General features: G+C 72.9%; 11 protein-coding genes. 6 read left to right on the forward strand and 5 right to left on the reverse strand.

The window, feature by feature from the left end; genetic code table 11:
- Nucleotides 1–47: 47 nt before the first annotated feature.
- Nucleotides 48–563 (forward strand): flavin reductase family protein, encoded by a 516-nt coding sequence (locus ACWCQK_RS11215; protein WP_451154317.1) that lies wholly within the window; start codon nt 48–50, stop codon nt 561–563.
- A 32-nt stretch (nt 564–595) separates the two neighbouring features.
- Here ACWCQK_RS11215 and ACWCQK_RS11220 read toward each other — a convergent pair whose 3' ends face one another.
- Entirely contained in the window at nt 596–1,207 is a 612-nt protein-coding gene (locus tag ACWCQK_RS11220) for a TetR/AcrR family transcriptional regulator (RefSeq protein WP_451154319.1), read from the reverse strand.
- Nucleotides 1,208–1,430: 223 nt separating this feature from the next.
- On the opposite strand from ACWCQK_RS11220, the gene ACWCQK_RS11225 reads away from it, so the two are divergent.
- The 5 genes from ACWCQK_RS11225 to ACWCQK_RS11245 all read left to right on the forward strand — a co-directional run bounded on the left by ACWCQK_RS11225 (nt 1,431) and on the right by ACWCQK_RS11245 (nt 6,637).
- On the forward strand, nt 1,431–2,486 hold the full coding sequence (locus ACWCQK_RS11225) for an aldo/keto reductase (protein ID WP_451154321.1): 1,056 nt from the start codon (nt 1,431–1,433) through the stop codon (nt 2,484–2,486).
- A 79-nt stretch (nt 2,487–2,565) separates the two neighbouring features.
- Complete coding sequence (locus ACWCQK_RS11230; RefSeq protein WP_451154323.1) at nt 2,566–2,775, forward strand: ferredoxin; 210 nt, start codon at nt 2,566–2,568, stop codon at nt 2,773–2,775.
- Nucleotides 2,765–4,135, forward strand: coding sequence for an NAD(P)/FAD-dependent oxidoreductase (locus ACWCQK_RS11235; RefSeq protein WP_451154325.1), 1,371 nt, complete (start codon nt 2,765–2,767; stop codon nt 4,133–4,135). The genes ACWCQK_RS11230 and ACWCQK_RS11235 overlap by 11 nt, the downstream gene beginning before the upstream one ends.
- A gap of 31 nt (nt 4,136–4,166) precedes the next feature.
- On the forward strand, nt 4,167–5,366 hold the full coding sequence (locus ACWCQK_RS11240; protein WP_451154327.1) for a cytochrome P450: 1,200 nt from the start codon (nt 4,167–4,169) through the stop codon (nt 5,364–5,366).
- 122 nt (nt 5,367–5,488) lie between these two features.
- The gene (locus ACWCQK_RS11245; protein ID WP_451154329.1) at nt 5,489–6,637 is read left to right on the forward strand and encodes a diaminopropionate ammonia-lyase; all 1,149 of its coding nucleotides are present in this window, start codon (nt 5,489–5,491) and stop codon (nt 6,635–6,637) included.
- 56 nt (nt 6,638–6,693) lie between these two features.
- Here the strand turns inward: ACWCQK_RS11245 and ACWCQK_RS11250 are convergent, their stop codons facing one another.
- From ACWCQK_RS11250 to ACWCQK_RS11265, 4 genes are all read right to left on the reverse strand, one after another.
- A complete protein-coding gene (locus ACWCQK_RS11250) occupies nt 6,694–8,895 on the reverse strand; it encodes a SpoIIE family protein phosphatase (RefSeq protein ID WP_451154331.1) in 2,202 nt (733 codons plus the stop codon).
- A gap of 204 nt (nt 8,896–9,099) precedes the next feature.
- Nucleotides 9,100–10,032, reverse strand: a complete 933-nt coding sequence (locus ACWCQK_RS11255) for a LysR family transcriptional regulator (RefSeq protein ID WP_451154333.1) — start codon at nt 10,030–10,032, stop codon at nt 9,100–9,102.
- 274 nt (nt 10,033–10,306) lie between these two features.
- Complete coding sequence (gene gap, locus ACWCQK_RS11260) at nt 10,307–11,305, reverse strand: type I glyceraldehyde-3-phosphate dehydrogenase (protein WP_451154335.1); 999 nt, start codon at nt 11,303–11,305, stop codon at nt 10,307–10,309.
- A gap of 115 nt (nt 11,306–11,420) precedes the next feature.
- Nucleotides 11,421–12,377 (reverse strand): GlxA family transcriptional regulator, encoded by a 957-nt coding sequence (locus ACWCQK_RS11265; RefSeq protein ID WP_451154337.1) that lies wholly within the window; start codon nt 12,375–12,377, stop codon nt 11,421–11,423.
- Nucleotides 12,378–12,538 lie beyond the last annotated feature (161 nt).

Consider the following 12,538-nt stretch of genomic DNA (forward strand, 5'->3'; position numbering starts at 1 on the left):
CGGTTCCACCGCTCGAAGCAGCCGAGAAGCTCTCGAAAGGACAGGGCATGACCGCTCCCCTCCAGCGGAACCCGGCACCCTCCCGCCCGGCCCCCGACGGTGCGGGCGTCCTCCGCGATACCCTGCGCCGTCACGCGGCCGGCGTCACGGTGATCACCTTCCCGGGTCCCGTCGGCTTCACCGCGACCTCCTTCACCTCCGTCTCCCTGCGGCCGGCCCTGGTGTCGTTCTGCGTCGGCCTCGAAGCGTCCAGCACCCCGGCCGCGCGCCGCGCGGACCGCTTCGCCGTCCATGTCCTCGGCACCCCCAACGCGGGTCTCGCCGGCCGGTTCGCCCGCAGCGGTGTGGACCGCTTCGCCGGTGTCGCGTGGCACCCTCAGCAGGACGGTCTGCCGATCCTCGACGGGGTGACGGCCTGGCTCTCGGCCCGCGTCACGCTCCGTCAGACCGTCGGTGACCACCTCCTGGTCGTCGGCGAGATCGACTCGGGCGCCCTCGTGGAGGAGGCCAGGCCGCTCGTCCACCACAACGGATCCTTCGCGTCGGCCCACCCGCTGGTCTAGGGCCTGCCTTCGGGGTCAGCCCGGTGTCGCGCTCATGGGGCGGTACCGGGCCCGCGTCGGGCGAGGGCCGCGTCGATCAGTGTCTCCGCGATGGAGCGCGCGCACGGGCCGGTGTGCGCGCTGTCGAGTGCCGTACCCCGGGCCGCCGCACCGTCGAACAGCAGCGCGAGCTGTTCGCCGAGGGTTTCCGGGCCGGGGATCCCGGCCTGCCGTGCGACGGCCGCGAGGCGGCGGGCGAACTCCCGCTTGTACTCCGCGGCCAGCCGGTGGGCGGGGTGGTCGGGGTCGGGCATCTCGACACTGACGTTCAGGAACGGACAGCCCCGAAGCGGAGCGCTCGGGTCGGGCGGCTGTCCGTCGAAGATCGCGAGGAGCCGCTCGCGAGGGTCCGGCGCCGGTCGGCCAGCAGGCGTGAGAACGGGCAGCAGGTCGCCCTCCAGCGACCGGAGATACGCCTGGACCAGCTCGTCCTTGCTGGGGAAGTGCACGTAGAGGGTGCGTTTCGACACGCCGGCGACGGTCGAGAGCTGGTCCATGCCGGTCGCGTTGATCCCCTGCGCCGTGAACAGCTCGGCCGCCGCCGCGAGGATCCGCTCCCGGGCGCCACGCCCACGACGTCGACGTACGGGGTCAGGTTCGGTCACCGCTCTAGGATACCGATCGTTTTACATAGGCCGGACGACCCGCTACGGTGGACCCTTAAGTAGACCGATTGTCTTACTTTAGCGGTCCGGGATGTCGCCCCATCCGGCCGCGGGCGGTTCGCGACGACGCCACGACACCCGTCCGTCGAAACGCGCCGATACCGACGCCCCCTCTCCCCTCCCCCCACGAACGTCGATGCGCGATCGGCACCAAGGAGATCCCATGCGTTACACCACCTTCGGACGACGGACAGGACTGCGCGTATCCGCGTACGCGCTCGGCACCGGGAACTTCGGCACCGGCTGGGGCGCCGGCGCCGACCCGGACGAGTCGCGCCGGATGTTCGACCGGTTCGCCGAGGCCGGCGGAACCTTCGTCGACACCGCCGACACCTACCAGTTCGGCGAGTCGGAGGAGCTGGTGGGCAAGTTCATCGCCGCGGACCGGGACCACTTCGTCCTGGCCACCAAGTTCACCAACGGGGCCGGCCCGCGGCCCGGCGTCTCCAGTACGGGCAACAGCCGGAAGAACATGGTCGCCTCACTGGAGGCGAGCCTCAAGCGCCTCGGCACCGACTACGTCGACCTGTACTGGGTGCACTTCCCCGACGACCTCACGCCGATGGAGGAGATCCTGCGCGGGCTTGACGACCTGGTGCGGTCCGGCAAGATCCTGCACGTCGGCCTGTCGAACTTCCCGGCCTGGCGCGTCTCGCGGGCCGCGACCCTCGCGGACCTGAAGAACTGGGCACCCGTCGCCGGGATCCAGATCGAGTACAGCCTCGTCGAGAGGACCGGCGACCGCGAGCTGCTGCCGATGGCCGAGAGCCTCGGGCTCGGCGCCGCGCTGTGGTCACCGCTCGGCGGCGGACTCCTGACCGGCAAGTACCGCCGCGGCACCGACGGACGGCTGTCCGATCTGAAGACGCTCGTGCACACGGAGAGCACCGACCAGAAGACCGCGGTCGTCGACGCCGTCCTGGCAATCGCCGAGGAGACCGGCGCGACGCCCGCCCAGGTGTCGGTCGCCTGGCTCCGGGAGCGCGGGGCTCGGGCGTCGACCTCCTTCACCCCGATCATCGGCCCGCGCAGTCTCACCCAGCTCGACGACTACCTGGGCGCCCTGGATGTCCGGCTCACCCCTGAGCAGTTCGCCCGCCTCTCCGAGGTCAGCTCGGTCCCCCTCGGAGTGCCGCACGAGGCGACCGCCGGTGTCCGCGACGCCGTCAGGGGCGGCGACGCCGATCTCGTGGCCGACCCGGCCGTACCGGTGGCCTGACGGCGTGAACGAGCGTCCGGTGCCGCACCGGCGTAGAAAGGAGAGGGGGACGCCGGTACGACTCAGGGAGTGACTGGCCATGCAGGTCGTTGTGGATCTCACGCGCTGCCAGGGCTACGCGCAGTGCGTCTTCCTCGCTCCAGAGGTGTTCGAGCTGCACGGCCAGGAGGGGTTGCTCTACGCCCCGGCCGTCCCGAACGGCCAGGACGAACGCGTGCGTCAGGCCGCGGCCGCGTGCCCGGTCCAGGCCATCCTGATCGGCGAGGGGGTGACCGCGCGTGCCCGGTGATCTGCTGGACGGCCGCATCGTCGTCGTCGGCGCCTCGCTGGCCGGCCTGCGGGCCGCGGAATCGCTCCGCGAGGAAGGTTTCCGCGGCTCGCTGACCGTCGTGGGCGACGAACCCTATCCGCCCTACGACCGGCCCCCGCTGTCCAAGCAGGTGCTGCTCGGCAAGGTACCCGCGGACTCCACGGCGCTGCCGACACGCCGGGACCCGGACGCCGAGTGGCGGCTCGGGGTACGCGCCGTCGGCCTGGACACGCTCGGCAAGCGGGTACTGCTGGACGACGGCGAGTCACTGCCGTTCGACCGCCTGCTGATCGCGACCGGGACCCGGGCACGGCCCTGGCCCCACCCGCAGGAAGCGGCCCTGGACGGGGTGTTCACCCTGCGCACCCGCGACGAGGCCGCGGGCCTGTCCGAGCGGCTGGCCGCAGGGCCGAGCCGGGTGCTGGTGATCGGCGGTGGCTTCACCGGCTCGGAGATCGCCTCGGCCTGCCGGGAACGGGGACTTGAGGTCACCGTCGCCGAACGCGGCCCCGCGCCCCTGGTGGGCGCGCTCGGCGGGACCCTGTCGAAACTCGCCGCCGCCATGCAGCGCAACCATGGCGTGGACCTGCGCTGCGGGGTGACGGTCGTCGCCCTGCGCGCCGACCGGAGCGGCCGGTTCACCGGTGCGGACCTGTCCGACGGCAGCCGCGTCGACGCGGACGTGTGCGTCGTGGCGCTGGGGGCGGTGCGCAACGTCGAGTGGCTGGCGCGGTCCGGGCTGGCGGCCGACCCGCGCGGCATCGCCTGCGACGCCGGCTGCCGGGCCTTCGACATGTACGGCATCGTCACCGACGACGTCTTCGTGGCCGGTGACGTCTCACGGTTCCCGCACCCGCTGTTCGGGTACCAGATGCTGTCCCTGGAGCACTGGGGCAACGCGGTCGCGCAGGCCGAGGTCGCGGCGCACAACATGGTCAATCCAGGGCCCCTGCGGCGCCCGCACCTGACGCTCCCCACGTTCTGGTCGAGCCAGTTCGGGTTCAACATCAAGTCGGTGGGCGTGCCCACCTACTCCGACCATGTGGTCATCGCCCAGGGCTCGCTGGAGGAACGCCGTCTGGCGATGGTCTACGGCTACCAGGGGCGGGTCACCGCGGCGGTCACCGTCGACATGGCCAAGGCGCTCGAGTACTACACGCACCTGATCGAGACGGCCGCGCCGTTCCCGCCCCCGCCCGGCGCGGCGGACCGCGCGCTCGCGGCCGTCATCCCGATCCCGTCCGACGTACCGGATCCGAAGGGGCTGTCGCACGGCCCCACCGTGGCGCTCACCGGTCACCTGCCGGACCGCCGGCTGACGCTGGTGCAGCCCGGCTGACCCACGTCCCGCCCCACGACGAGGAGCCACCATGGCCTCCGACACCCTGCTGGCCCGGATCACCGACTACGCGAACCGCCCCGACCCGTACCCGCTGTACGCCGAACTCCGCGAGGCGGGGCCCGCGGTGCGGCAGGCGGACGGCAGCTACCTGATCGGCACCTACCACGAGATCGTCGCGCTGCTGCACGATCCCCGGATGAGCGCCGATCCGCGCTCGCGCACCGCTCCCGCTCCGTACGAGGTGACGCGACAGCCGCCGTTCCTGCGGCTCGACGACCCCGAGCACCACCGGCTGCGCAACTCGGCCATGCGGCCGTTCGGCCCGCCGCACAGCCCCGGCCGGGTCGACTCGATGCGCGGCGAGATCGCCCAGCTGACGAAGGAACTGGCGGAAGTGTTCCAGGAGGGCAGGCAGATCGACGTCGTCGACGACTTCGCCTACCCCCTGCCCGTGACCGTGATCTGCCGCCTGCTTGGCATCCCGGACAAGGACGAGCAGTTGTTCCAGGCCTGGACCGACACGCTCGTCGCGTCCGCCGACATCGGACCCGAGGGTGACACCACCGAACGGGACCAGGCGGCCGGCCAGGCGCGGCAGGAGATGGGCACCTACCTGGTCCAGCTCGCCGAACAGCGCCGTGGCCGGCCCACCGGCGACATGCTCTCCGACTTCATCAACGAACCGGACCCCGCCATGCGCCTCACCGAGGAGGAACTGGCGGTCACCACCATCTTGTTGTTCATCGCCGGACACGAGACCACGGTCAACCTGATCGCCAACGGCGTCCTCACCCTGCTGCGCCGGCCCGACCAGCTGGACCGCCTGCGTGACGACCCGGGCCTGCTGCCCCAGGCGGTGGAGGAACTGCTGCGCTACGAGCCCCCGGTCCACATGCGGGAGAGGGTTCCGCTCGTCGACATCGACGTCGCCGGCACCACGATCCCCGGCGGCACGTCCGTCATCCTCGCGCTGGCCTCGGGCAGCCGCGACCCCATGCGGTTCAACGAACCCGACCGGTTCGATCCCACCCGCCCGGACAACCAGCACGTCGGATTCGGCAGCGGTATCCATCTGTGCTTCGGCGCGCCGCTCGCCCGGATCGAAGCCGAGGCAGCGCTCGGCGCGCTGATCCCCCACCTCGGCACGGCACAGCTCGTCCAGGACCCGCCCCCCTACCGGCAGAACGCCATGCTGCGCGGCCCCCGCCATCTGCCGCTCCAGTTGTGACGGACCGGGCGGCCGACGACGTACAGGTCACGTGGGATGAGACGGTCAGGGTGGGAATTGGATGAGTTCAGGCGGGAATCGTCCGCTGGACCGATCGCGGGAGGCCGTCGGACCCTGGTCAGGTGTTCGAGACCCCCGCACCCGGCCCCGCCGCGCCGCCGTGGTCCGTGCGGCCGCACGCCCGCGCCTGGCGATGTGCGTCCGCGCCTGCCGAGGTACGGGCCTTCCACAGCTCACTGACCGACTACTCCCCCACTCCTCTGACGGAACTACCGCCGCTGGCCGCTGAGTTGGGAGTGGGCCGAGTCTTCGTCAAGGACGAGTCGTACCGTCTGGGACTGCCCGCGTTCAAGGCGCTGGGCGCGTCCTGGGCGGTGCATCGCGCCCTGGCCGAGCTGGCCGTGAACGGCGAAGTGCCGGGCCCCGTCACCCTGGTGACCGCCACCGACGGCAACCACGGCCGTGCGGTGGCCCGCGTGGCGCGGCTGGCGGGGCAGCGCGCCCACGTGTTCGTACCGAGGGGTGTGCATCCGCGGGCCGTGGCGGCCATCGTCGCCGAGCGGACCGAGGTCACCGTGGTCGCGGGGCCCTACGACGAGGCCGTACGCCGTGCGGCCGAGGCGGCCGCCGAACCGGACGCCGTCCTGATTCAGGACACCGCTTGGGCGGGCTACGAGCGCATCCCGGGATGGATCGTCGAGGGCTACTCCACCCTCTGCGCCGAGATCGACGAGCAACTGGCGGACGTGGGAGTCGTCGAGGGGCCGGACCTCGTCTCCATACCGGTGGGTGTGGGGTCGCTGGCCCAGGCCGTGGTCACCCACTACCGCAGCAGACCGTCGGGCCGGGCTCCGGCGCTGCTGTCGGTGGAACCCGAGACCGCCGCCTGCGTCCTGCGGAGCGTCCTGCTCGGCGAACCCGTCACCGTGATCACCGGGGACACCGTCATGGCCGGGCTGAACTGCGGCACTCCGTCCAGCATCGCCTGGCCCTACCTGCACGGCGGGCTGGACGCGGCGATCGCCGTCTCCGACACCGACGGCTGCCACGCCGCCGCCCGCCTGGCGGCTCTGGGGGTGTCCTCGGGTCCCTGCGGGGCCGCCGCGCTCGCCGGGCTGCGCGCGGCGCTCACCGGCATGGACGCCGAGGCGCGCCGGGCGGACCTGGGGCTCGGCCCGACCTCGGTGGTCGTCCTGCTGAGCACCGAGGGCCCGGCCGCCAACCCGCACTCCTCCACCGACCACAGCGGGCACTGCGTCACGTCGCCCTGACACCCTTCGTTCCCCCCATCAGGGCACCCTGGCGACACGGGCCGGCCGAAGGGGCGTCACCCGGCCACGGCGGCTCCCGTGCCGCCCTTCACGGCCTGCTGCGCCCAGATCGTCTTGCCGTCGCGGCCGTGGCGGGTGCCCCAGCGGTCGACGAGCTGAGCGACGATCAGCAGCCCTCGGCCGCCCTCGTCCATGATCCTCGCGCGCCGCGCGTGAGGCGCGGTGGAACTGCCGTCCGAGACCTCGCAGATCAGGCTGTCGTTCTCCCGGATGAGCTGGAGCCGGACCGGCGGGGTCGCGTAGCGGATCGCGTTGGTCACCAGTTCGCTGACGACCAGCTCGGTGGTGAAGATCGCGTCCTCCAGTCCCCAGGAGGCCAGGCGGTCCGCCACCCGCGCACGGGCGTCGGCCACGGCGGCGGATTCCGGGGGGAGTTCCCATACGGCCACGTGATCCGTGTCCAGGACGCGGGTACGGGCGACGAGCAGGGCCGCGTCGGCCTCGGGCCGGCCGTCGCCCAGGGTGTCGAGGACGGAGGCGCAGTACTCGTCGGCGGTGAGCTCCTCGCGGGCCGGACCGGCCAGAGCCGTCAGCAGTTCCCGCGGTCCGCCGTCGGGACCGCGCGGGCGGGACCGGACGAGACCGTCGGTGTAGAGGGCCAGCAGGCTCCCCCGCGGAACGTCCGTCTCCGTGGCCTCGAAGGGGAGGTGTCCCCCGCCCAGGGCGGGCCCGACGGGCAGTTCGACGGTCCGCGCGCCGCCGTCGGCCGCCACCAGGACGGGCGGTCGGTGACCGGCGCTGGCCAGTGTCAGGCGGCCGGCGATCGGATCGTAGACCGCGTACAGGCAGGTGGCGCTCGCCTCGCCCGCGGTGTCGGCCGCTTCGGTGGGCGCCCGGTTCGCGCCGTCGGCGGAGAGCGTGCCGACGAACACGTCGTCGAGGTGGGTGAGGAGCTCGTCGGGGGGCAGGTCGATGTGGGACAGGGTGCGGACGGCGGCGCGCAGCCGGGTCATGGTCGCCGAGGCGTGGAGGCCGTCGCCCGCCACCTCGCCGACGACGAGCGCGACCCGGGCGCCGGAGAGCGGGATCACGTCGAACCAGTCACCGCCGACGGCTGCCCGGGAGCCCGCGCGCAGATGGCGGCCGGCCACCTCCACCGCCGCCGGCTCGGGCAGCCGCCCGGGGCACAGGCCGCCGCGCATACGCAGCGCGGTTTCGTGCTCCCGCTTGTGGCGCCGGGCGTTGTCCAGGGACACCGCGGCCCGCTCGGCGAACGCTCCGGCGACGACGAGATCGTCGCTGTCGTACGGCGCGCGGCACCGGTCCCGCAGGAACGTCACCACGCCGAGGGTGACCCCCTGGGCGCACAGCGGGGCGAGGATCGCCGCCCGGGGACCGTGGTGGGTGTACGACGCCGTGGACCGGCCCCGTGCCGGCCGGGCCTGCGTGTCGGCGTCGTCCGGGTACCCGGCCCCGCCGGGCCGGGCCGTCCCCAGCCACCGAGCCGGCAGCGTCACCCGAGGGTGGTCGTCACGGTCGTGCCTCTCCGCGGCCTCCCCGGCGTCGCTGTCCCTCGTCCGCGGCGCCTCGGCGGGAGCCGTCTGCGAACGGACGGGCCGCTGGGCGGCGCGGCGCAGGGTGACCGCGCCCGTGAAAGGCCCGGCCGGGGGTTCCGCGCCGTCCAGAACGGCGTCGAAGAGGTCGACCGTGACGGCGTCGGCGAACCGGGGGACGGCGGCCTCCGCCAGCTCCCCGGCGGTCCGCGTCATCTCCAGGGTGGTGCCCACCCGTTCGCTCGCCGTGGTCAGCAGTGCCAGCCGGTCCCCGGCGGTCCCGAGCCGCCTCAGCTGCCTGTCCCGGTGCGCGCGGACCCGGCCCGCCACAGAGGCGGCACAGCACGACAACCCCACTGCCGACGCGGCGAGGGCGACCACGAGCGGGGCGTGCCACATCCGCAGCAGGGACGCGGCGTCCGATGGCGTGAGAACCGCGTAGTCGGACCACCTGACGAGTCCGCTGCCCGTGGTCTCCAGCTCCTTGGCCACGATCAGCGCGACACAGCCCACGAGCACCGCGACGACGGCCCGCCCGGGGTCACCCGCGTCGACAGCCGCGAGGCGCGAAGCACGGGTACGGCGGTCCGCGCCTCGCGGACCACCGGCACGGCCGCGTTCCGGACGGGAAGCCCGGGCCGCCGCCGGACGGGCGCGGCAGGACAGGGCGGTGATCGGGTTGCGCGGTGGGGAAAAAGCGGTCACGACGGAGTCCTTTGGGGGATATATGCCGTTCTGAACCCTTCTCGCCCACTGTCGAACGGCAGCCGCCACCGCGTCCAAGGCTTGTCGGCGACCGACCGATAAACGACGGCTATCAAGGGACGTGACACGGTGTGCCGCCCTGCTCGCGACACCGGAACACATCGGCACGTCACATACGCGGGGCGTCCCTCGGTGCGGCCCGCGTCAGCCGACGGGGTGCTCGGTGGGCAGCGGCTGGCCGAAGAACTCGTCCAGCGACAGGCCCGTCGCCACCTCCACGAACGCCCGGGCGACGCGCGATCCTGGAGCCACCGCGCTGATCCCCACCAGCATCTGCGCGCTCGCCTCCGGATCGACCAGCCGTACCGCTCTCATCCGGCCGATCACCGGCATCGCGCGCAGCCAGGTGTGCGGCACGATGCTCGCCCACCCTCCGGCGCCCACGTGCGCGTAGAGGGAGGCGACGGAGTCCGCTTCCACCTGGGCGTGCGGCACCACATCGGCGGCGGCGAACGCGTCGTCGATGACCTGCCGGATCTGCATGTCCTGCGGCAGCAGCGCGAGCGGCAGCTGTGCCGCCTCCGCCCACGTCATCGTGTCGGAGTCGGAGGTCAGCCGGTCGCCGGTGGCGAGCAGCAGGTAGTGCTCCTCGTACAGCGGCACCGTCTCCAGCCCCTCCCGCTCCTCCGCCGGGAAGGGGGCGATCGCCGCGTCCAGCTCGAATTCGCGCAGCTGCCGGGCCAGCTCCGCCGTCGGCAGCCGGGTGCTGATCTGCACCCTGGCCAGCGGGTGCAGCGCGCACAGGGCGGCCACGGGCAGGGCCGCGGTGGTCGACGCGGTGGGCGCGGTCCCGAGCCGCAGTGTGCCGGTGACGCCCGACTGGACCGCGGCCACCTCGGCCTTGAACGCGTCGTGCTCGGCCAGGATCCGCTTGGCCCACACCACCAGCCGCTCACCCTCGGGGGTCAGGCCCTGGTAGGTGTGGCCGCGGTTGATCAGGGTGACGTTCAGCTCCCGCTCCAGCTTGGCGATGGCGGCCGACAGGGCAGGTTGCGACACATAGCAGGCCTCCGCGGCCCGGGCGAAGTGCTTCTCCCGGGCCACCGCCACGAAGTACTCCAGCTGTCGGAACAGCATGCGCGCGACCTCCTGTCTCGGGCACGTCCCGCGGCGGGACGGACTCCGAGCCGGGACGGATCCGTACCGTCGGGCTCGACGGATCCCCGAGCGGGGGGGACGGTTTCGTCCCGCCCTCCACCCTCCATCATCCTGCGGACCCGCCGCCGGTGTCGGCCCCGCGCGCGGCCGGTGCGGGGCGGTCGGACTTGCGCGGTCGGAGTCGGCCGTGGTGGCGGTGGTGGAAATGCCGGTCCCACCGCCACGCGGCCGTGGGACCGAGGAGGCCGACAGGTCAGCCGGCGGCGAGGAGTTCGAGCGTGTCGATCACGCGGTTCGAGAAGCCCCACTCGTTGTCGTACCAGGCGACCACCTTCACGTGCCGGCCGTCGACCCTGGTGAGGGCCGAGTCGAAGATCGACGAGGCCGGGTTGCCCGTGATGTCGGAGGACACGAGCGGGAAGTCGGAGTACTCCAGGATGCCGGCCAGCGGCCCCTCCGCGGCAGTCCGGTAGGCCGCAAGGACGTCCTCGCGCGTCACGTCCCGGGCGACGGTGGTGTTGAGCTCGACGATCGAGCCCACCGGAACCGGTACCCGGATCGAGTCGCCCGACAGCTTGCCCTCCAGGTTCGGCAGGACCAGGCCGATGGCCTTCGCGGCGCCCGTCGTGGTCGGCACGATGTTGACGCCGGCGGCCCGGGCCCGGCGGGGGTCACGGTGCGGCCCGTCCTGGAGGTTCTGCTCCTGGGTGTAGGCGTGCACCGTCGTCATGAAGCCGTGCTCGATCCCGGCGAGCTCGTCGAGCACCGCGGCCAGCGGCGCGAGCGCGTTGGTCGTGCACGAGGCGTTCGAGACGATCGTGTGCACGGCCGGGTCGTAGCTGTCGGTGTTGACGCCGAAGGCGAGCGTGACGTCGGCGCCGTCCGACGGGGCGCTGACGAGGACCCTCTTGGCGCCCGCGTCGAGGTGGGCGCGGGCCGCCTTCGCCGACGTGAAGCGTCCGGTCGCCTCCAGGACGAGGTCGACACCGAGTTCGGCCCACGGCAGCTGGGCGGGTTCACGCTCGGCGAGCACGGTGATACGGCGGCCGTCCACGACCAGCGCGTCCCCGTCGGCGGTGACCGGGCGGCCGAGCCGGCCGGCCGTGGAGTCGTAGGCGAGCAACCGCGCGAGGGTGGTGGGCTCCGTGAGGTCGTTGACGGCGACGATCTCCAGTGAGCTGTCGCGTTCGAGCAGCGCGCGCAGCACGTTGCGTCCGATACGGCCGAATCCGTTGATGGCGATGCGAGTCATGAATGGTGTCCCTTCCGTTCGCCACCAGGCTCGCTCGCGGCACGGGGCGGGGACAGTGGCGAGATCGCCATGGTTCAAAAGGATCGCGCCAGGCGCCAGGATCGGACCGGCGGGGCTACTCGCCCTGGGCGAAGGTGCGCCGGTACTCGCTCGGTGTGGTGCCGAGGATGCGGTGGAAGTGCAGTCGCAGATTCGCGCCGGTACCGAGACCGACGTCCGCGGCGATCCGCTCCACGCCGCGCTCCGAACGTTCCAGCAGTTCGCGGGCCCTGTCGATGCGGGCACGCATGACCCACTGCATCGGCGTGTACCCCGTCTCCTCGACGAAGCGCCGCGAGAACGTGCGTGGCGAGACCGCCGCCTGCCGGGCCAGGACGTCGAGGGTGAGGGGCTCGTCGAGCCGGTGCAGCGCCCACTCGCGGGTGGCGGCGAACCGTTCGCCGAGCGGTTCGGGCACGCTGCGCGGCACGTACTGCGCCTGACCGCCGCTGCGGTAGGGGGCCGCGACCAGGCGCCGGGCCGCGTGGTTCGACGCGGCCACCCCGAGGTCGCCGCGCAGGATGTGCAGGCACAGATCGATGCCGGAGGCGGCGCCCGCCGAGGTCAGCACGCTGCCCTCGTCGACGAACAGCACGTTCTCGTCGACCCGAACCAGCGGATGCTTCGCCGCCAGCGCCCGGGTGTAGTGCCAGTGCGTCGTGGCGCGCCTGTCGTCGAGCAGGCCCGTGGCGGCCAGCGCGAAGGCACCCGTCGAGATGGCGGCGAGCCGTGCGCCCCGGCTGTGGGCGGCGATCAGCGCGTCGATGACGGTCCGCGGCGGATCGTCGCGGTCGGGGAAGCGGTAGCCGGGGAGGAAGACGATGTCGGCCCAGGCGAGCGTGTCGAGGCCGTGGGCGACGTGGTACGAGAGGCCGTCGCCGCCGGTCACGAGGCCGGGTGCCGCACCGCACAGCCGCACCTCGTACGGCATGCTCGCGCGCGTGGTGAACACCTGCGCGGGGATGCCCACATCGAGCGGCTTCGCCCCTTCGAGCACGAGAACGGCGACGCGCCGCAGACGGGAGGCTGACACGGGGACAGGGTACGCAGCTGAGCCCGTCGCGCTTTCAGGCCCACGGGCCGCGTCGCCACCCGACCACCTCACGCACCCGCCACCCAGACCGACCCCTTCGCCCACGCGCCGGTCGCGCCTACGTCCACGTCCCACTGCATCCGCCCACCTCCACGTCCGTC

The organism is Streptomyces sp. NPDC002306 (assembly GCF_053593435.1).